Below are 18,722 nucleotides of genomic sequence, written 5' to 3' on the forward strand. Positions count from 1 at the left end.
CTCACGAGAGCTAAAACTAAAAACGCCCCGCGCAGATGCACGGGGCTTGGCTCAACACAGTTTTATCCGTGGAGACTTGCTTCGTTCACCTGCGCCGGCCGCCCTATGTTCAGGGTCCTTCGTCAAGGAATTCACTTTTGCCTCAGGGGCGCAGCTACAGAATTGAGCCATGCTCGAAAGAGTGGATTCCCATCAACCGACGGTCTTTGGTAATTCAAGGTTACGGGAGAGTGTTCGGCAAACCAAATCGGCCCGGCCTAGTCTGACGACGTTGCTCCCGACAACCTGCCCGGAAGTTCCTTCTGCCACAGTCCAGTGACGCCTGCCGTGGTGAATCCCAACTGTTTGTTCACAGTCAGGAGGTACCTGTTCTCCGGCGCGTTCCATGTATAGATGACACGGGCGTCCGGGAACTGCTCGCTCAGCCGTTCCATGTTGGCAACCTTGATCAGCAAGCCAAGCTTGTTGCCCCGCTGCTCCTGCAGGACCAAAGTATCGTCTTGGAAGACCACGTCTTGGCGGTGCGCAAGAACGCTGATGGTGGTCAGGCCCACCAGGCGTCCGCTCTCTACATGCTCGACGGCGGTCACCACGGTGCGCCGGCCCTGCGCCAAAGCGGCGTTCTCGGTTTCGCGCAGAACCGCTTCGTCGAAAACCATTCCGCTCGCTTCGACTTCAGGTGCGTCCTCGTCCCCCTCGTCCCGCACCACTTCCCCGGCCGCGTTCTCCAATGCGGCAACGGCTTCCAGCCAAGGTTCGGGGCAACGGTCCGTCCAATGATGCAAAGCGTACCGGCCTCCGTTGGCCTCTTCTGCTTCGAGCTGCAGATCCCCCACCAGCTTGGAATCCAGAGGCAGCACGCAGGAGCTGAACTGTTCAATGTGCTGAAGGGTGTATCCAGCCCGTTTGGCGAAGTCCACCTCCCTGCTGCTCACCGGTACGAAACCAGCACCGCTGCCCGGGATCAACTGGTCCTCGGGTATCTCGGTGAGGGACGTTGCCGGATGGTTGGTATCCACCAAAGCCATGGTGCGTCCTTCTGCCCGGGCGAGCTGCTCCGCGGCTTCCAGCAATTGACGGCCGACGCCCTGCCCTTGGAACTCGGGAAGGATGTCCAAAGTGAACTCCGCCAGGTCAAGGTTGTCCGCCAAGGGGAGGGCGATGTCCACTGTGCCCACAATGACGCCCTCTACTTTTGCCACCAGAAGAATCTGGCGCTCATAGGGATCAGAAAGCTCCAACAGCTTTTCCAAGGGGGTGTAGGCGAGGTCGTCACTCCCCCAGGTCTCCATGCGTACCCGTCGCCCTACTTCCACGGCGTCCAGGAAATCAGTCGCGTCGGGGCTGTCCAGGGTGTCAGGCACCCAGAGCTGCTCGACTTGAACGGTCTTCGCCTCGTCTACAGTCATTCCAGCCGTTTCTGCCATTCGCCGTCAAAGCCGGAAGGCTTGAACCCCAAGGCGATATTTATGGCCAGCATATGCCGGTTTTCATTGGCGTTCCATGTCATCACCGACGTGGCGGCCGGCCACAACGTTTGTACACGGCGAAGATTGGCTATTTTGACCAGCATGCCGAGGCGGTAACCGCGGTGTCCGGGAGCAACCAAGGTGTCCTCTTGGTAGACCATGCCCGGCGTGGCTTCACGGTGGGTGAGGATGGTGTACGCCGCCAACTCACCCGTGGCATCGTGTCGGGCAACAGCCGCCGTGAAGGCCACTCCACCTGCCAGCCAGGCGTTCTCCTCCACACGGACACGGTTGGCATCCCACTCCTCGCCCTCCCAGCCCAGGCCTGCAATAGGTACCTCCGTACTCATGAGGCTTTTGAGCCTGGCGAACACGTCCACGAGCTCATCAGGGCAGCGGTCCTGCCATCCGATCACGCTGTACCCGGCCGCCAGTTTGGTTGCCTGCTCTTCGAGCTCCCGCAGGAGCTCTTCCCCCACCGGAAGGGGCAGCGTGCTGTTGGTTTCCACCTGCTCCAGGGAATAGCCGTGATGAAGGGCAAAGCCAGTGGAGGCGGTATCCAGCGGGACGCCGCCCGTACCGGATTTTGCCTCCAGCAGCTCGGCTTTTGGGACGATGAGCCGCATTGGCTCCGAGCAAAACGCGTCAAAGGACACACGGTCCCGTTCCTGGGCCAGTCCTTCCAGCACCTCGAGGATCCTTGTGCCAATGCCGCGGCGCCGATAGCCGGCGTCCACCACGACGTCCACACCCGCCGTCGTGGTGTTTTCGCTCAGCGGCAGTGTCAGCGTGCCGCGGCCCACCACTACCTCATCCAGGCGCGCCAGGAAGACGTGCCGCTCTTCGTAGGCATTGCCCTGCCAGAAGAGGACAGCTTCGGCCAGCGTGGAACAACGGTCCAGATCGCCCCAGAGATCCAGGTGATGGGCAACGTCAAGATCATGGAAGGCGCGAAAATCGGGCGACCCCGTCGCGTCGGGGCTTGCGGGGACCGGAATCCGTTCTACGGACAACCCGGCGGGGGCGGAAGAGTACGACGACGCCACGCACCACATCCTACGGCGCACCACTGCAGGTGAACAGGGAAAGGGCAAGAAAAAGGACCGCCCGGCAGAGCCGGACGGTCCTTTTATCAGAGCAAGTGCCCGCGAAGCTTACGCGTCGACGAGGACCTTGGTGACGTTCGGGTCAACGGTGATGCCCGGACCGAACGTGGTGGCAACGGTAGCCTTCTGGATGTAGCGGCCCTTGGAAGCGGACGGCTTCAAACGAAGAACCTCTTCCAGTGCAGCTGCGTAGTTCTCAGCCAGCTTGTTGACGTCGAAAGACACCTTGCCGATGATGAAGTGCAGGTTGGAGTGCTTGTCGACGCGGAAGTCGATCTTGCCACCCTTGATGTCGTTGACAGCCTTGGTGACATCCGGGGTAACCGTACCGGTCTTCGGGTTCGGCATCAGGTTACGCGGACCGAGGACCTTGCCCAGACGGCCAACCTTGCCCATGAGGTCAGGGGTTGCCACTGCGGCATCGAAGTCGGTCCAGCCGGCTGCGATCTTTTCGATCAGGTCATCGGAACCAACGAAGTCAGCGCCGGCAGCGATTGCTGCTTCAGCTTTGTCGCCCGTTGCGAAAACGAGGACGCGGGCGGTCTTACCGGTGCCGTGGGGCAGGTTGACGGTGCCACGAACCATCTGGTCGGCCTTACGCGGGTCAACGCCCAAACGGAAAGCTACCTCAACGGTTGCGTCGAACTTGGAAGGGTTGGTGTCCTTCGCGAGGGTGATGGCCTCGACCGGGGCGTAAACCTTGCCTGCCTCGATCTTGGCTACGGCTGCCTCATATGCTTTGCTGCGCTTTGCCATGCTGCTATTTCTCCTTGTGCAGTTGTGGTCTGCGGACCGCGCTGGGCCCTGCCACAAGCCGAGGATCCGGCAAGGATCCTGCGACATTTCAATGTTTCAGATGCCGGTTGCCCGGCGGGTGAAGGCCACAAGGGCCTTCGAAGGTTACTAGCCTTCTACGGTGATGCCCATGGAGCGGGCGGTGCCTGCGATGATCAGGGCGGCAGCCTTGATGTCGTTGGCGTTGAGGTCTTCCATCTTGGTGGAAGCAATTTCCTCAACCTGTGCCTGGGTCAGCTTGGCAACCTTGACGGTGTGCGGGGTGGCCGAACCCTTGGCGACGCCTGCAGCCTTCTTGATGAGCTCTGCAGCCGGCGGGGTCTTGGTGATGAAGGTGAAGGAACGGTCTTCGTAAACCGTGATTTCAACCGGGATAACGTTTCCGCGCTGGGATTCCGTTGCAGCGTTGTACGCCTTGCAGAATTCCATGATGTTGACACCGTGCTGGCCAAGCGCAGGACCGATCGGCGGAGCCGGGTTAGCGGCACCTGCCTGGATCTGCAGCTTGATGAGGCCGGTGACCTTCTTCTTGGGAGCCAATGTAGGGTCCTTCTCTCAATAGCTTCCTGGGACACAGGAGCGCGTCCCAGGTTGGTGGCCGCCATGGCGAGGCGGCCGGCCACTCCCGAACTGCTAAGCAGGCAGGACTGGAGCGAAATTTTGGAATCAGCTAGATCTTGGTGACCTGGTTGAAGGCGAGCGTTACCGGGGTTTCGCGCTCGAAGATCGAGACCAGAACCACCAGGGTCTGGGACTCGGGCTTGATCTCGGAGATCGTAGCCGGGAGGGTCTCGAACGGACCTTCCTTGACGATAACCGACTCGCCGACCTCGAAGTCGACGGCCACGGGAGCCTGGTTCTGCTTGTTGACGGGCTTGCCCTGCTCTGCCTGCTCTTCTTCGAAGACCGGGGCGAGCATGGAGAAGACCTCATCGAGCCGCAGCGGGACAGGGTTGTGGGCGTTGCCCACGAAGCCGGTGACACCCGGCGTGTGTCGAACGGCGCCCCAGGAAGCGTCGGTCAGATCCATACGGACCAGGACGTAGCCGGGAATGCGCACGCGGTTGATGACCTTGCGCTGCGCGTTCTTGATCTCAACGACCTCTTCCATGGGGACCTGGATCTCGAAGATGTAATCTTCCATGTCCAGGGTCTGGATGCGGGTCTCAAGGTTGGCCTTCACGCGGTTCTCGTAACCGGCGTAGGAGTGGATGACGTACCAGTCACCTTCCTGGCGGCGCAGCTTGCCCTTGAACTCTTCAGCCGGATCGACCGGGGCGGCTGCAGCAGCGGCTGCCAGTTCGTCGCCGTCGGACTCTTCCGAAGCGTCGTCTTCATCGGCAACATCACCGGATGCGTCATCAGACTCGGCGTCTACATCAGCTTCGAAATCCTCTTCGGAATCGTCGGCGTCGGCAGATTCGGGCGCAGCAGAATCGACCTCGGACTCTTCCACGACAATTGCCGTGGCGTCGGCTGAGTCCTCGGCGGATTCGCCCAGCTCAGTCTCGTTTACCTCGAGCTCCTGCTCAGACACTTGGTCTCCTGCTTCCTCATTGCCTAACATGCCTATTTAAATGGCTCAATTCCGCAAACCCCGCAAAATCCCTGAACTACCAAGGAATTTCACACAGTTTGCGGACAGATCCGCTTAGCGGTCCGTAGCGCCTGACCCACCGAAGACCCAGCTGACTCCCGTGCCGAAAGCCAGATCCAGCAGAGTGACGATGAGCATCATGATGGCCACGAACACCAGCACCACGAGCGTGTAATTGATCAGTTCCTTGCGGGTTGGAGCAACGACCTTCTTCAGTTCACCAATGACCTGGCGGACGAAGAGTGCAATTCGGGCGAAGAAACCGCGATCGGTTTTCTTGGCGGGACGGCCCTTCGAGCTGCTGGCAGCTGTTTCGGTCACCTGGTCCTCACTCACCTTGCAAAGTCGTTGACCCGACTCTGATCAGAGCCATGGTTGCTGCGCGTGCCCCGGCGTTTCCGCCGGAACAGCTTGCGCAGGGCAGACAGGACTCGAACCTGCAACCTGCGGTTTTGGAGACCGCTGCGCTACCAATTGCGCCACTACCCTATGGAATGAATCCATGTTTCAGGCCGCACTTCAGCCTGTGGTGCTTTTCAACACCGGTGAACCAGTCTACGCAAGAATTTCGCGATAGTCGAACCGGCCCGATTCAGGACCTCCCAGCCCGGAAAGCCTGTGACCAGCATTATCAGTCACAAAGTTCTGCAGGCACCCGGGAGCTCCGCAGAACAGCATAAGGTAGTTTACGTCGAATCCCATCATCCAGCCCACGAGCTGCCTGCGAAGAACGGTACATAGATGTCTGCCGGAACAACTACCGCCCGCATTTCACAGCGAATCTCCGCCATTGCAGAGTCCGCCACCCTTGCCGTTGACGCCAAGGCCAAGGCACTGAAGGCCGCGGGACGTCCCGTGATCGGTTTCGGTGCCGGCGAACCCGATTTCCCCACCCCCGACTACATCGTCCAGGCAGCCATTGAAGCGGCCAGCCAGCCGAAGTACCACCGTTACTCCCCCGCGGGCGGCCTGCCCGAGCTTAAGAAGGCCATCGCGGAGAAGACCCTGCGGGACTCCGGCTACAAGGTTGACCCGTCCCAGGTCCTGGTGACCAATGGCGGTAAGCAGGCCGTCTACAACACGTTCGCAACCTTGGTGGACCCGGGCGACGAAGTCATCATCCCCACCCCTTTCTGGACCACCTACCCGGAAGCCATCCGCCTTGCCGGCGGCGTGCCTGTTGAGGTCTTCGCCGGTCCCGAACAGGGCTACCTCGTGACCATCGAGCAGCTTGAGGCCGCGGTGACGGACAGGACCAAGATCCTGCTCTTCGTTTCCCCGTCCAACCCCACCGGCGCGGTTTACAGCCCCGAGCAGGTTGCGGAGATCGGCAAGTGGGCCGCGTCCAAGGGACTCTGGGTTGTTACCGACGAGATCTACGAGCACCTGACCTACGACGGCGTCGAGTTCACCTCCATCGCCACTGCCGCCCCGGAACTGGGCGACAAAGTTGTCATCCTCAACGGTGTGGCCAAGACCTACGCCATGACCGGTTGGCGCGTGGGATGGATGATCGGCCCTGCCGACGTCATCAAGGCGGCCACCAACCTTCAGTCGCACGCGACGTCGAACGTCTCCAACATCATGCAGATCGCCGCTGCCGCTGCCCTCACGGGCCCGCTGACCGCCGTCGACGAGATGAAGGTGGCCTTCGACCGCCGCCGTAAGGCAATCGTCGCCGGACTGAACGCGATCGAAGGCGTTGAATGCCCGACGCCGACCGGCGCCTTCTACGTCTACGCGGACGTCCGCGGCCTGCTGGGTAAGGAATTTGAGACCTCCAACGGTCCCGTCCGGCCCCAAACCTCGGCTGAACTCGCCACCCTCATCCTCGACGAGGTTGAAGTTGCCGTGGTTCCGGGCGAGGCATTCGGTCCCTCCGGTTACGTCCGCCTCAGCTACGCACTCGGTGACGAGGATCTGGCAGAAGGCGTCCGCCGGATCCAGGAATTCCTGGGCAAGGCCAAGTAGCAACCAGCCACAGCAGACGCTCTTCCACCGTGACAGGTGGAAGAGCGTTTGCGTTTAAGGCGCGGGATGTGAGAGAGCGCTAGAGGAGGCGGCGTTCGGCAGCCCATTTGGTGAGTTCGTGGCGGCTGGAGAGCTGCAACTTCCTCAGGACCGCCGACACATGCGTTTCCACGGTCTTGATGGAAATGAAGAGTTCCTTGGCGACCTCCTTGTAGCTGTACCCTCGCGCGATGAGCCGCATGACTTCGAGTTCGCGGGCGGAAAGCTTGTCCAGTTCGTCGTCCGCGATGTCCGCTGGAGCAGTCCCGAAGGCGTCGAGCACGAAGCCTGCAAGCCTTGGCGAGAACACGGCATCGCCATCGGCCACCCGGATCACGGCGTCGGAAATCTCCTTGCCGGAGATGGTCTTGGTGACGTAGCCCCGGGCGCCTGCACGGATCACGGAGACCACGTCCTCGGCGGCATCGGAGACACTGAGCGCCAGGAAGCTGGTGGTGCCCAACAAGGCCGACGATCCGGCGATGACCTCACGCCCGCCACCACCCAGACCTCCGGGCAGGTGTACGTCCAGCAGGACCACCTCGGGACGTGACTCCGCGATCACCGCAATGGCCTGTTCCACCGTTCCGGCCTCTCCCACCACATCCATGCGTTCGTCGAGGTCGGCTTTGAGGCCGGAACGGAAGATGGTGTGGTCATCGACGATCACCACAGGTACCCTGCGTCCTGTGCCACTGTCCGGGTTGGTATTCATTGCTTCGCTTCTCCATTCCGTACATCATTGTTCCGCTGGTCCCCGGCGTCCACGCTTGCGGACGGAAGGGTCAGGCGGACTTCCGTTCCGTCACTGCTGCTGGTGATCGCTGCAGTACCACCGTGCCGCTTCATCCGGCCAATGATCGATTCCTTCACGCCCAGCCTGTCGTCCGGAACAGCGTCGAGGTCAAAGCCCGGGCCGCGGTCCTTGATGAAGATCTCCGTGCTTCCCGCGGTGCTCTCCAAATACACGGATACGGTCCCGCCACCATGCCTGGCGGCGTTGACCATGGCTTCCCTTGCGGCCTGGACCAGGGCTTCGTGCCGGTCCGTCATCTCGGTATCGCCCACGGTCACCACCTCAACCGCGTGGCCGTGGGAGTCTTCCACTTCCGCGGCCACGGACTTGATCCGGTCAGCGAGGAGGCCGGATTCCCTGGCGGCATCGCTGAAGAGCCAGGCCCGGAGTTCGCGCTCCTGGGCCCTCGCAAGCCGGACCACATCCTGTTCAGAACCGGCCCGGCGCTGGATGAGGGCCAGTGTCTGGAGGACGGAGTCGTGCAAGTGGGCAGCGATCTCGGCACGCTCGGTCTCACGCACGCGGCCCGCCCGCTCGGTTTCCAGGTCCTTCCAAAATTTCAGGCCCCACGGCAGCAATACCAAGGCAACACCGCCAAGCACTGCCACGGATGCCAGCAACGCCAACCAGGTCTGCTCCCACGAGCCAGATCCGGAGACCATCACCAGGACGCCAGCCACCACCAGGGCCAGGCCGGCTGCCAGGCGCACCCATCCCCCTGCCTGGTCGGCCTTGGTCTTGTCCACCAGGCCTGCCCTGCGGGTTTCATCGAGCTGCATCCACGCGATCGCAGCACCACCCAGAATGGCCGCGGCAGGGATGAGCGTCCCCAGGGGAACGTCCACGCCGAACTGGCGTGCAATCAGGAGGGCGGCCACCAGGAGCAGGGCCGCGCCGAGCAGTATTTCCTTGCCGTATTGGATCTTGCGGAACGAGAACCAGGGAGACAAGGCACTACCGCCCCACGAGTCGTCCGCGGAGGTGGCGTCGAAGCCGGAAGCGGATCCAGCCCTACTGGAGGAGCCGGACTCCTGCCCGCCTGAAGCACCAGCCGCAGGCGGTCCTCCATGCACCGCCGGCGACGGTCCGGCGTCGTACGCTGTTGACGCTTGGGCAGGCGCCGCCGCAGTGGGCGGCAGGCTCACCGCGGGAGCAATGGGCGACGCCGGCCGGCGGGCATTGCGTTTGGCGCTCTCATCCGCGGTGGGAACCATGGTCCACAGCCACGCATAGAAGGCCACACCGGCCCCGCCGGCGAAACAGGCCAGGACCATGCCGAGCCGGACGAATTTGACGGGCCAGCCCAGATGGTCGGCCAAGCCGCTGCAGACGCCTGCGATCATGCGGTCGCTGCTGCGGACCAGCGCGGGGCGTTGTACAGCGGTTGTCATGTACCAATCCAAACACGGATCAGGGGGCCCCGGACCGGGAACCAGCGTTGTTCGGGGGTCTCTCAGGGATCATTCAGGGTATCCCCCAGTAGAGGGCAGCATAGCCAAGGCGGCAGGATCGAAGTATGAACGCGAACAGCATGAATCCAGAGGAACCCGGAACGCCTGGCACTGCCGGCGCATCCGGCTCGAGCGCCAATCCTGGCGCTTCCACCGGCGCCGCCGGATCTGCTTCCGGGGCACAGGGAGAGCCCGCTGCCGGGGCTTCTGCAGGGGCTGGTCCTGCGAGCGGCAGCTACGCACCGGCCGGCGACACCCCTGCCGCATCCCCGACGAATTTCTTCGACTGGATCCGCAACCAGGGCGTCCGCCGCGGACCGGACCGTTGGATTGGCGGCGTCGCAAGCGGAGTTGCCCACCGATTCGGGATCGACCCGCTGATCGTCCGGGGCATCTTCATTGTCCTGGCGCTCTTTGCCGGTGTTGGCGTACTTCTCTACGGCGTCGCCTGGGCCCTCCTGCCCGAGCCGGACGGCCGCATCCACGTCCAAGAAGCCGCCGCGGGGCGATGGTCAGGGGGCATGACCGGAGCGCTGATAACCACCATCATCGGCCTGCCGGGACTGGGCCGCGGATTCTGGGGCTGGGGCTGGGATGGACTTCCAGGCCTGTTCTGGACACTCTTCTGGATGGGCGGCGTCTTCTACCTGATCTACTTCCTGGTCCAGCGCAATAAGGCTTCGAAGGGAACACCTTCCATGGGGCAGCAAAGTTATGCGGCCACCCCCGGCAGCAACACTGCTTACGGCACTCCCCCGTCCTACGCATCCACTGCCACCAACACTGGCGTGCCCGTTTATGGTGCGGCCGCACCAGGCGTCAAGCAGCAGGGGCGGCCCAACCCCTCCGGCGGCTACAGCTCCGGCCCGGTTCCGCCGTCGGGCCCCTTCAACCCTTCCGGTCCGTCGGCGCCTTCCGGTCCCCGTCCGCCATACGGCCCCACTCCCCCGCAAGGGTGGCAGCCCAAGCCTTCCGCGCCGAAGCATAAGGGCCCGGGAGCTGCGATCGTGGCCGTCTCCGCCGGCGCAGCACTTCTTGCAGGTGGCACGCTGAAAGCGCTCGACGCCGGCAACGTCATTGAGTTGGGCAACTCAGGTAACGCCGTGGTGTGGGCTACCGGGGCAGCCGTGCTCGGTTTGGGCATTCTCATCGCTGGACTGCGCGGCCGGACGTCAGGGTTCCTCGGCTTCCTCGCAGTGGTTGCCCTGATCATCGGTGGAATCTTCAACGTGGTTCCCAGGAACGGAGACCGCTTCACGTTCCATGACGTGAACTGGGCACCAACCAGCCTGGAGCAGGCACGTCTCGGCATCAACGTCACCGGCGCGCAAGGCCAGCTGGACTTGAGTGACATGGCCCTGACAGCCCCCTTGGTCTCCGAGGTCACCATTCCCGTTGACGCGACCGCCAGCAACGTCACTGTCATCATCCCGGACGACGTCCCCGTGGAGGTGCGGGCCGACATGACCTTCGGCAACCTCAACGAACGCGGTTCGGACCGCGGCGGCCGCCTCCAGGACGACCGGACGCTGTACAACACCGAAAAGCCCGGAGCCAACCTCGTGGTGGAAATCGACGGCACGTTCAGCAACGTGACCATCCAGGAAGGAAACTGACATGAGCATGAACGAGCCAGGCAAAGCCCGCGAGGCCCAGCCGACGCAGCCTCTTTCCAGGCAGACACATCCCACTGAGGCGCTGCCCAAGGAGACCCGCCCCACGGAGGCCCTGCCCAAGCCGAGCCTCCAGCCAATCCCGCTCACCCCGACGTTGGAACCCAGCTTCACTGCAGAACGCACTGACGACGACGGACCACGGCAGGCAAGGATCGGAACCGTGGTGTGGGGGCTGATCGTGATCGCCTTGGCCGCACTGATAGTCATCTCCACCCTGGGCTGGGTGAGGCTGGACGGGACGTACGTCCTGATCGGCCTGATGATCGGAGCTGGAGCGGCACTGGTGGTAGGTGGACTCCTGTCAGCCCGCAAGGGTTCCAAAAAAGCAGCCACCACGAAGTGACAAAGCAACCACAACAGGGAAGTCTGTAGCCATGGACAAGTTCTTCAGCATCGTCAGGGGCTTCGGCCTGAAGCGTGGCCCGCAACGATGGATCGGCGGCATCTGCGGAGGGATCGCAGCAAGGCTCAAGGTAGACGTAGCGTACGTTCGGGTGGCGTTCCTGCTCTTCTGCCTGCTGCCTGGCCCCGCCTTCGTGGTCTACATCCTGGGCTGGCTGATCCTGCCGGACCAGAACAACAAGATCGCACTCGAATCCTTCATCAGCCAGCGTTCCCGGTAATTACCGGCAACACAGCAGAAGCGCCCCGCCGGCTGGCAGGGCGCTTCAGCTGTGTTTTCACCAGGTTTCCAATACCGCACAGCCGGGTTGAAAAGTAACCATTTGTGTCCCTCCCCACATGCCCGTCTACAATCATGGGGAGCTCAGCGTGGCGCTCTGCACGTATTCCTCCAAGCCATGAGTGAGCAAACATGAAAATTGGCATTCTTACCAGCGGTGGCGACTGCCCCGGCCTCAACGCAGTGATCCGCGGAGCAGTCCTCAAGGGCATCGCCATCCACGGCCAGGAATTTGTGGGCTTCCGTGACGGCTGGCGTGGGGTGGTTGAAGGTGATGTCATTGACATTCCCCGCACCATGGTCCGCGGTATTGCCAAGCAGGGTGGCACCATTCTGGGCACCTCCCGCACCAACCCGTTCGAGAACGGCGGCGGCCCCGATGTCATCAAAGCCCACATGGAACGCCTGGGCATTGACGCCATCATCGCAATCGGCGGCGAAGGCACCCTTGCGGCCGCTAAGCGCCTCACCGATGCAGGCCTGAAAATCGTCGGCGTCCCCAAGACCGTAGACAACGACCTCGATGCCACCGACTACACCTTCGGATTCGATACCGCCGTCCAGATTGCCACTGAGGCAATCGACCGCCTTCGCACCACCGGCGAATCCCACCACCGTTGCATGATCGCCGAAGTGATGGGACGCCACGTCGGTTGGATCGCACTGCACGCCGGCATGGCTGCGGGTGCCCACGCCATCCTGATCCCCGAGCAGAAGGCCAGCATCGAGCAGATCACCGAATGGGTCCAGGAAGCCCACGACCGTGGCCGTGCGCCGCTGGTGGTGGTAGCCGAGGGCTTCGTTCCGGATCACATGGAATCCCCGCACTCTGAGCGCGGCCTGGACACGTTCGGCCGGCCCCGCCTTGGCGGCATTGCTGACCAACTGGCCCCCGAGATCGAGGCACGTACGGGCATTGAAACCCGCGCCACCATCCTGGGCCACATCCAGCGTGGCGGCGTTCCCACGGCCTACGACCGTGTTCTGGCGACGCGCCTGGGCATGGCCGCCATCGACTCCGTGGTGGACGGCCGTTGGGGCACCATGGTCGCCTTGAAGGGAACGGACATCTCCCACGTGGGATTCGAGGAAGCGTTGGGCAAGCTCAAGACCGTGCCGCAACACCGCTACGACGAAGCGTCTGTGCTCTTCGGCTAGGCTGAATCCATGACTCTTGAGCCCACGTCCGCTGCCATTATCCAGCTGGCGTGGGCTCGTCGTTTAGGGCTCGACGACGACGCTTTCGCCACCGTAGCTGACCGGCTCACCACTTCGGACCCAGGTGACCTCGGCAACCGTATTACCCGGGTGGATGACTCGGCGCGAAGCTTGATTTTTCTTCGCCTCTTTGGCGTTTCGGCGCTGGTGGGACCGCAGTGGGCACTTGATGCAGCGGCAACCATCCCCGATACCGAGCTCGCACAACATGTGACACTGCTGACCATCACGCGATCACACGGCGGGCATGGGCTTGGATCCTCAGCGTTGTTCTTTGCAGACGATCTTCCGCTTCAGCAACCGTCGGAGGACCTCACGGTTTCGCAGGGGAACCCGGAAGCGATCAGCCTTGAAGGACTCTGCCCACCGGACGACGTCAATGAGGTTGGCCTTCGAGGGCTCGAGCATCGTTTCACTATCATGCATCCCGAGGAAGATCAGCCCACGCCGGTGGCCTGCGGCGCCTACGCCGAGTGGGAAGGCATCCTGGCCAATGTAGGCGTTCTCGTCGCGCCTCCCTGGCGCCGGCGGGGCTTGGGCACTTTGGCCGCTTCCATCGCTGCACACGAAGCCCTGGCATCCGGCCTGACCCTCCAGTGGAAGGCCGACGTCAGTAACACCGGTGCTCTCGCCATGGCCCGCAGCCTGGGCTTCGCCACGGGCGGGCTCCACGCGAGCGTCAACCTCGGCTGAAGCCCGACGGAGTTCTTGTACAGCCAACGCCCCTTAGGAGCCTTCTTGAAGGCGTCGGCCGTACAAAAACTCTAGGTGTTGAGGTCCGCCTTTTCGGTGGTTGGTGCAGACTCGGACGTGCCGCCCCAACCGCTGACTGGCTTCGGCTTGCCAAAGAACAATGCCACCACGGCGCCCACCAGAATCGCACAGGCAGGCAACAGGATGGACTGGCTCATCGCCGTCGAGAATCCCGCGTGGAGTGCCTCCGGCAACACGCCGCTCATGGAGGCTTCGCCCACGGGTACCCCGGCCGGAGCGGCGGGCAACTCCGCGGCGAGACGCGACTGGATCAGGGCAGCGATGGCAGCCGAACCAAGGACCGCACCGATTTGGCGCGTGGTGTTGAAGACGCCCGAACCCGCACCGGCTTGGCGCGGTTCCAGGTTGCGGGTGGTCGCGTTGGACACCGGCCCCCAGATGAAAGCATTGGCGACGCCCTGCAGGGCGCTGGGGAGCAGGAACATCCAGATGGGGGTGTCCGGCCCCAGCAAGGCCGCGGTCCAGAACAGCGCACCAGCCATGCAGACCAAGCCAAAGGACGCGAAGTACCGCGGGTTGGCGCGATCAATGAGCTTGCCCACGAACGGGGCAAGTGCACCCGAAATGACGGCCATGGGAATCATGAGCAGCGCCGACTGGGTTGGGGTCAAACCGCGGACGGTCTGGTAGTAGAAGATGGTGGGCAGCGGGAACGCGGTCACCGTGAAGCCGACAGCCATGATGGTGGAGTTGCCCAGGGAGAAGTTCCGGTCCTTGAACAGGCCAAGGGGCAGCAAAGGCTCCCCGCCGCGGCGTTCAAGGAGCCACTGCCACACGACGAAGAGAACCAGGACCACAAGCCCGGTGATGATCAGGCCCCAGACGGAAACGAAGCCGGTGACCGTTCCCCATTTGTAGGTCTGCCCTTCTTGGATGCCAAAGACCAGGAGGAACATACCGACGGCGGACAACACCACGCCAACGACGTCGAACGTGTGGCTGTGCGTGGTGAGTTTGGGAACGAAACGGGTCACCAGGATGAACGCCACGATGCCGATGGGCACGTTGACGAAGAAGATCCACTCCCAGCCGAGGCTGTCCACCAGGACGCCGCCCAGGATGGGGCCCACGAGCACTGCCATGCCTGCAGTGGCTCCCCACAGCCCCATGGCGGCACCGCGGCGGTCAGGCGGAAAGATGCGGGTAATGACAGCCATGGTTTGTGGCGTCATCATGGCTGCGCCGAGGCCTTGGACAGCACGGGCGGCGATGAGCATGGTGACGTCGCCGGACAGGCCGCACCACAGCGATGCGAGGGTGAAGACCACAAGGCCGATCAAGTACAGGTTCTTGGGCCCAAAGCGGTCACCCAGCCTGCCGGTGATGAGCAGGGGCACGGCATATGCCAGCAGGTAGGCGCTGGTGACCCAGATGACGGCGTTGATGTCCGTGTTGAGGCCCTCCATGATCCGCGGGTTCGCGACCGACACGATGGTGGTGTCGATGAGGATCATGAAGAAGCCCACCACGAGTGACCACAGCGCAGGCCACGGCTTAGCTACGTTTTCCAAGGGATTCCTTCGGCTTGTATGAAAGTTCGGTTGGACCTGGCCGGGGTTCATCCCAGGGCAGATGCCCGTTGTCCAGCTCCTCAAGGAGACCGCGGATCCACGCGATCTCCGTTCGGCGCATTGCTTGTTGATACGTGATGTCTATCCAGTACTTTCGGTCCAGGCCCTTGGCCGTCACGGTGGCTTCGGCGTGGACGAGGAAATCGAGGTCGGCGTTCAGGGCTACAAGCCGCTCCTCCAACAGCTCCGTCACCACAGCCACGGGAAGGTGGTGCGCCTCGGCGATCGCGTGGGGAAAGACGGGGTATTCGTTGACTGGCGTGGAGAGCATGGCCTGGAGCCGCGCGTCGAGGGCTTCGTGTCCGGCGGGGGTAATCCGGTAAGTGGTCCGTTCAGGACGGTTGCCTTCGCGCTTTGTTCCCATAGCCTCCACCAGCCCGTTTTCCTCGAGCCGGCCCATGGCGTGATAGAGGGTGCCCGGGCGCACTTTCACCAGCCGGTCTTCATGACGGGCCATCAGCAACTGGTACATCTCGTAAGGATGCATGGGCTCTTCTGCGAGGAGCGCCAGTGAGGCGACACCGAGCGGGGTCAATTCAGCGACCTTGGGCACACCAACCCCCTTCCGGATCAAATATTCCACAACAACTATTCCACGTGGAGTATTGGGGCGCAAGAAAGCCCGGCCGCCAGGCGACCGGGCTGTCCCTGTCTTTGGCTGGGTTAGCCCAGCAGGGCTTGAATCTCTGACCTGGCGAACATCGTGGCGGCGTCGCGCGCAGAGGGCGTACCGGCGTCGGGATCCGCCCCGGCGTCAATCAATACCCGGGCGACCCCGGTGTACCCCTTGAAAACCGCCCCGGCGAGCGGCGTCTGACCGCGGTCGTTGGCGGCATTGACGTCGGCACCGTGATGGAGGATGAGCTGCACAGCTTCCTCGTGCCCGTGATAGGCAGCCAACATCAGGAGGGAGTCGCCGGCGGCGTTGGTCAGCGTGGCAGGCGCGCCGGCATTCAAGTAACCACGCAACAGTTCAACGTCACCTTCGCGGGCAGCATCAAACAGGGCGTGGGCCAGGGCCAACGTTTCGTCGTCGGGTCCTGTGGCTTGGCTCATCGGTGGGGTCCCTTCAGGAATCCGGTCTGGCGCCCGACAACCTGGCCGGCGTCGGGGGCGACGATCACTTCCTGGGCTGCGACGTAAGGCTCTTCACCGTCCATCACCGTCAGGGTTTCCTCCGCCGAAATGGACCGCTTTATCACGGCCAAAGCAACAGGTCCCATCTCAAAGTGCTGCGCCACCGATGTCAGCGTACCCACCTTGCGCTCCCCGGCAAATACAACACTGCCAACAGCCGGCAAGGTGTGTTGAGAGCCGTCAAGCTGCAAGAACACCAGCCGCCGTGGCGGGTGGCCGAGGTTATGGACGCGCGCTATGGTCTCCTGGCCCTTGTAGCAGCCCTTGTTCAGGTGGACCGAAGTCCTCAGGAGATCAAGTTCGTGAGGAATCGTCTTCTCGTCAGTCTCAGCCCCCAAGCGGGGCCGCCACGCGGCAACCCGCAAGGCATCCGCCGCCATGGCGCCTGCCAAAGGCAGGCCTTCCACGGATTGTTCGAGTTCGGCGGCCGGGACAAGGTATTCGAACCACGGTCGCTCAAGGCCGGGATGCGATTCCTCAGGGACGATGCTGTAGGCATAGCCGCCAGGGCTGACGTGCGGCCACGGATCCTCCCACACCAAGCGAGTGGAAAGCTGTTCCACGGCCTTGGTGGCGCCCACCACTGCCCACTGTTCAGAGACGTCTGCGATCTCGACTCGGAGCATGAACTTCATCCTGTTCAACCACTCGGCCAAAGGACCCGCCTCAGCGGTCTCCACGATCAACCACGTAGTGCTGCCGTCGTCAATGACGCGGGCATCGAATTCAATGCGCCCCTGGACACTGAGCAGCAGCAGTTCACTGGCAACGCCGGGCTGAAGGTTGGTGAGCTGCTGGGAGGACAGCGTGTTGAGCCAGCTGAGTCGATCCGGGCCGGCCACGGTCACCACGCCACGGTGTGAAAGGTCCACGACGGCGGTACCGGTCGCCAGGGCGCGCTGCTCACGCAGCGGTTCACCGTAATGGGCCGCTACGCCGGCGTCGAGGCCGGTATCTTCAACGGCGCCAGGGCGCGACAACAGGGGGCTCTTGTAAGTCATATGTAGTAGAAGTCCTTGCTGCTCAGCAGTATTCCGGCATCAGCGGTATTCCGGCATCAGCGGTATTCCGGGTTTTCGAAGTCGAATCGTGTGCCTGCCCTCCATTCCTCCGGCAGGTTGCCGTAGGCAGGAATTCCCCCTGCATCCCGCAGGAGTTTGGCCATGTGGAGCAGGTTCCACGTCATGAAGGTGGTGTTCCTGTTAGTAAAATCACTCTCCGGCCCACCCGAACCTTCATCAAGATAGCTGGGCCCTGGCCCAACCGGGCCTATCCACCCGGCGTCGGCCTGAGGAGGAATGGTGAAGCCGATGTGTTGGAGGCTGTACAGCACGTTCATGGAACAGTGCTTGATGCCGTCCTCGTTGCCCGTGATGAGGCAACCGCCCACCTTGGGGTAAAACGCCCATTGGCCCTTGCTGGTCAGCTCGCCCGAGTGCGCATACAAGCGTTCGATGAGCTTCTTTGTTTGGGACGAGTTGTCCCCCAACCAGATGGGTCCGGCGATCACCACGATGTCGGCGTCGCGGACCTCGGGATAAATCTCCGGCCATTCATCAGTCTTCCAGCCATGCTCGCGCATGTCCGGATAGACGCCACTGGCAATGTCGTGGTCCACCGTCCGGATGAGGCGGGTAGTGACGCCCTGCTTCTCCATGATGTCCCGGCTGATCCTAATGAGGCCATCTGTGTTGCTCAGCTGCGGAGAGGGTTTCAACGTGCCATTGAAGAAAACAGCCTTGAGGCCCTCATAGCCTTCAGGTTTGAGGTGGGCGTTCACTTTCTGCTCCTTCTGCTGGCTGCTTGCTGGAACGTACGGTGAGGCCTCGGGTCAGGAGACCTTGTGGAGGAACGCTGAGGCGTGCGCTTCAAGAGCTTTGCCGCTGGCAGCGACGTCCCACCGCCACAGGAGATTTCCGTCGACCAAACCAAAGATCCGTGTTGCCGCCGTGTACTCCTTGGAGTGGCTGCCGCGCATCACCATGTCGGTGCTTAGCTGGATCTGGGGTCCCTTGATTTGGCCGTAGTAGAGCTCAGTGATTCCGCCCGGATGCGAGATGGACACCGAAATGTCGAAACCGCCGTCCTTGTTGCGCCGCTCTTCGACGTCGTCAGCAGTCTTGAGGACGGGGACGATGTCCGCCGGAATCAGCCCCGGGCCTCCGTCGCCCTCTTCGAGCTTCCGCTCCAAGGCCCAGAACCCCGTCTCAACGGTCAACGGCCGCAACTTCTCGCCAGCGTCATCGCTGATCCAGGTCTCGGCCCTGTACTGCAAGTAAGGGAGCCCGTTATGGGTGAACGACACATGCTGGACGAAATGCTCGGAATCCTCGTCTCCGCTGCCGAGCCGGCCGCGGCCTTCCCACTCACCAATGAGCCAGGAAAGCGGGACGAGTTCAGGCGTCAGATCTGTAGGGATCTCAATAGGCACAACGATTAC

Annotated in this window: 20 protein-coding genes and 1 tRNA gene; 6 read left to right on the plus strand and 15 right to left on the minus strand. The window is 62.6% G+C overall.

Going from position 1 to position 18,722, the window contains the following annotated elements:
• Window positions 1-257: 257 nt before the first annotated feature.
• The 7 genes from AR689_RS20710 to AR689_RS20740 form a co-directional block, all read right to left on the minus strand.
• Window positions 258-1,427 carry a GNAT family N-acetyltransferase gene (locus AR689_RS20710; RefSeq protein WP_082698096.1) on the minus strand — a complete coding sequence of 390 codons (1,170 nt, stop codon included), beginning with the start codon at window positions 1,425-1,427 and terminating at the stop codon, window positions 258-260.
• The gene (locus AR689_RS20715; RefSeq protein ID WP_062073192.1) at window positions 1,406-2,515 is read right to left on the minus strand and encodes a GNAT family N-acetyltransferase; all 1,110 of its coding nucleotides are present in this window, start codon (window positions 2,513-2,515) and stop codon (window positions 1,406-1,408) included. Before AR689_RS20715 ends, AR689_RS20710 begins: the two co-directional genes overlap by 22 nt.
• A 108-nt stretch (window positions 2,516-2,623) precedes the next feature.
• Window positions 2,624-3,331 (minus strand): 50S ribosomal protein L1, encoded by a 708-nt coding sequence (gene rplA / locus AR689_RS20720; protein ID WP_062073194.1) that lies wholly within the window; start codon window positions 3,329-3,331, stop codon window positions 2,624-2,626.
• A gap of 147 nt (window positions 3,332-3,478) precedes the next feature.
• On the minus strand, window positions 3,479-3,910 hold the full coding sequence (gene rplK / locus AR689_RS20725) for a 50S ribosomal protein L11 (RefSeq protein ID WP_011775609.1): 432 nt from the start codon (window positions 3,908-3,910) through the stop codon (window positions 3,479-3,481).
• Window positions 3,911-4,040: 130 nt separating this feature from the next.
• Window positions 4,041-4,907: a transcription termination/antitermination protein NusG gene (gene nusG / locus AR689_RS20730; protein WP_062073196.1), complete on the minus strand. Its 867-nt coding sequence runs from the start codon at window positions 4,905-4,907 to the stop codon at window positions 4,041-4,043.
• 114 nt (window positions 4,908-5,021) lie between these two features.
• Window positions 5,022-5,303: a preprotein translocase subunit SecE gene (gene secE, locus AR689_RS20735; protein ID WP_062073198.1), complete on the minus strand. Its 282-nt coding sequence runs from the start codon at window positions 5,301-5,303 to the stop codon at window positions 5,022-5,024.
• Between the two features lie 80 nt (window positions 5,304-5,383).
• Window positions 5,384-5,456 (minus strand) — tRNA-Trp (locus tag AR689_RS20740).
• A gap of 252 nt (window positions 5,457-5,708) precedes the next feature.
• Here AR689_RS20740 and AR689_RS20745 point away from each other — a divergent pair.
• Window positions 5,709-6,938 carry a pyridoxal phosphate-dependent aminotransferase gene (locus tag AR689_RS20745; RefSeq protein WP_062073200.1) on the plus strand — a complete coding sequence of 410 codons (1,230 nt, stop codon included), beginning with the start codon at window positions 5,709-5,711 and terminating at the stop codon, window positions 6,936-6,938.
• 79 nt (window positions 6,939-7,017) lie between these two features.
• Here AR689_RS20745 and AR689_RS20750 read toward each other — a convergent pair whose 3' ends face one another.
• Together AR689_RS20750 and AR689_RS20755 are read right to left on the minus strand one after the other, a co-directional pair.
• Window positions 7,018-7,692, minus strand: a complete 675-nt coding sequence (locus tag AR689_RS20750; RefSeq protein ID WP_062073202.1) for a LuxR C-terminal-related transcriptional regulator — start codon at window positions 7,690-7,692, stop codon at window positions 7,018-7,020.
• The gene (locus tag AR689_RS20755) at window positions 7,689-9,164 is read right to left on the minus strand and encodes an ATP-binding protein (RefSeq protein WP_062073204.1); all 1,476 of its coding nucleotides are present in this window, start codon (window positions 9,162-9,164) and stop codon (window positions 7,689-7,691) included. Before AR689_RS20755 ends, AR689_RS20750 begins: the two co-directional genes overlap by 4 nt.
• Window positions 9,165-9,289: 125 nt before the next feature.
• Here AR689_RS20755 and AR689_RS20760 point away from each other — a divergent pair, with 125 nt between their 5' ends.
• From AR689_RS20760 to AR689_RS20780, 5 genes are all read left to right on the plus strand, one after another.
• A complete protein-coding gene (locus tag AR689_RS20760; RefSeq protein WP_197412936.1) occupies window positions 9,290-10,840 on the plus strand; it encodes a PspC domain-containing protein in 1,551 nt (516 codons plus the stop codon).
• Between the two features lies 1 nt (window position 10,841).
• Complete coding sequence (locus AR689_RS23865; protein ID WP_062073206.1) at window positions 10,842-11,243, plus strand: hypothetical protein; 402 nt, start codon at window positions 10,842-10,844, stop codon at window positions 11,241-11,243.
• Between the two features lie 31 nt (window positions 11,244-11,274).
• Window positions 11,275-11,523, plus strand: coding sequence for a PspC domain-containing protein (locus AR689_RS20770; RefSeq protein ID WP_062073208.1), 249 nt, complete (start codon window positions 11,275-11,277; stop codon window positions 11,521-11,523).
• Between the two features lie 191 nt (window positions 11,524-11,714).
• A complete protein-coding gene (locus tag AR689_RS20775; protein ID WP_062073209.1) occupies window positions 11,715-12,740 on the plus strand; it encodes an ATP-dependent 6-phosphofructokinase in 1,026 nt (341 codons plus the stop codon).
• 9 nt (window positions 12,741-12,749) lie between these two features.
• The gene (locus AR689_RS20780) at window positions 12,750-13,493 is read left to right on the plus strand and encodes a GNAT family N-acetyltransferase (protein ID WP_062073211.1); all 744 of its coding nucleotides are present in this window, start codon (window positions 12,750-12,752) and stop codon (window positions 13,491-13,493) included.
• Window positions 13,494-13,564: 71 nt separating this feature from the next.
• Here AR689_RS20780 and AR689_RS20785 read toward each other — a convergent pair whose 3' ends face one another.
• The 6 genes from AR689_RS20785 to AR689_RS20810 form a co-directional block, all read right to left on the minus strand.
• Entirely contained in the window at window positions 13,565-15,085 is a 1,521-nt protein-coding gene (locus AR689_RS20785) for a DHA2 family efflux MFS transporter permease subunit (RefSeq protein ID WP_062073213.1), read from the minus strand.
• Window positions 15,069-15,698, minus strand: coding sequence for a PadR family transcriptional regulator (locus tag AR689_RS20790; RefSeq protein WP_062073919.1), 630 nt, complete (start codon window positions 15,696-15,698; stop codon window positions 15,069-15,071). Before AR689_RS20790 ends, AR689_RS20785 begins: the two co-directional genes overlap by 17 nt.
• Window positions 15,699-15,808: 110 nt before the next feature.
• Window positions 15,809-16,201, minus strand: a complete 393-nt coding sequence (locus tag AR689_RS20795; protein WP_062073215.1) for an ankyrin repeat domain-containing protein — start codon at window positions 16,199-16,201, stop codon at window positions 15,809-15,811.
• The gene (gene ygfZ / locus AR689_RS20800) at window positions 16,198-17,283 is read right to left on the minus strand and encodes a CAF17-like 4Fe-4S cluster assembly/insertion protein YgfZ (RefSeq protein WP_062073218.1); all 1,086 of its coding nucleotides are present in this window, start codon (window positions 17,281-17,283) and stop codon (window positions 16,198-16,200) included. Before ygfZ ends, AR689_RS20795 begins: the two co-directional genes overlap by 4 nt.
• Window positions 17,284-17,339: 56 nt before the next feature.
• Window positions 17,340-18,062, minus strand: a complete 723-nt coding sequence (locus AR689_RS20805; protein WP_062073220.1) for a flavodoxin family protein — start codon at window positions 18,060-18,062, stop codon at window positions 17,340-17,342.
• Window positions 18,063-18,113: 51 nt separating this feature from the next.
• Window positions 18,114-18,713 (minus strand): nitrobindin family protein, encoded by a 600-nt coding sequence (locus AR689_RS20810; protein WP_062073222.1) that lies wholly within the window; start codon window positions 18,711-18,713, stop codon window positions 18,114-18,116.
• Between the last annotated feature and the right edge of the window lie 9 nt (window positions 18,714-18,722).

This window comes from Arthrobacter sp. EpRS71 (assembly GCF_001512285.1).
GTDB lineage: Bacteria > Actinomycetota > Actinomycetes > Actinomycetales > Micrococcaceae > Arthrobacter.

Bases quoted from the DNA above. Each gene is read 5' to 3' on its own strand.
- AR689_RS20755 (WP_062073204.1), bottom strand. From the start codon at position 9,164: ATGACAACCGCTGTACAACGCCCCGCGCTGGTCCGCAGCAGCGACCGC.
- AR689_RS20750 (WP_062073202.1), bottom strand. From the start codon at position 7,692: ATGAATACCAACCCGGACAGTGGCACAGGACGCAGGGTACCTGTGGTG.
- AR689_RS20770 (WP_062073208.1), top strand. From the start codon at position 11,275: ATGGACAAGTTCTTCAGCATCGTCAGGGGCTTCGGCCTGAAGCGTGGC.
- AR689_RS20775 (WP_062073209.1), top strand. From the start codon at position 11,715: ATGAAAATTGGCATTCTTACCAGCGGTGGCGACTGCCCCGGCCTCAAC.
- ygfZ (WP_062073218.1), bottom strand. From the start codon at position 17,283: ATGACTTACAAGAGCCCCCTGTTGTCGCGCCCTGGCGCCGTTGAAGAT.
- AR689_RS20760 (WP_197412936.1), top strand. From the start codon at position 9,290: ATGAACGCGAACAGCATGAATCCAGAGGAACCCGGAACGCCTGGCACT.
- AR689_RS20745 (WP_062073200.1), top strand. From the start codon at position 5,709: ATGTCTGCCGGAACAACTACCGCCCGCATTTCACAGCGAATCTCCGCC.
- AR689_RS20710 (WP_082698096.1), bottom strand. From the start codon at position 1,427: ATGGCAGAAACGGCTGGAATGACTGTAGACGAGGCGAAGACCGTTCAA.
- rplA (WP_062073194.1), bottom strand. From the start codon at position 3,331: ATGGCAAAGCGCAGCAAAGCATATGAGGCAGCCGTAGCCAAGATCGAG.
- AR689_RS20795 (WP_062073215.1), bottom strand. From the start codon at position 16,201: ATGAGCCAAGCCACAGGACCCGACGACGAAACGTTGGCCCTGGCCCAC.
- AR689_RS20780 (WP_062073211.1), top strand. From the start codon at position 12,750: ATGACTCTTGAGCCCACGTCCGCTGCCATTATCCAGCTGGCGTGGGCT.
- AR689_RS23865 (WP_062073206.1), top strand. From the start codon at position 10,842: ATGAGCATGAACGAGCCAGGCAAAGCCCGCGAGGCCCAGCCGACGCAG.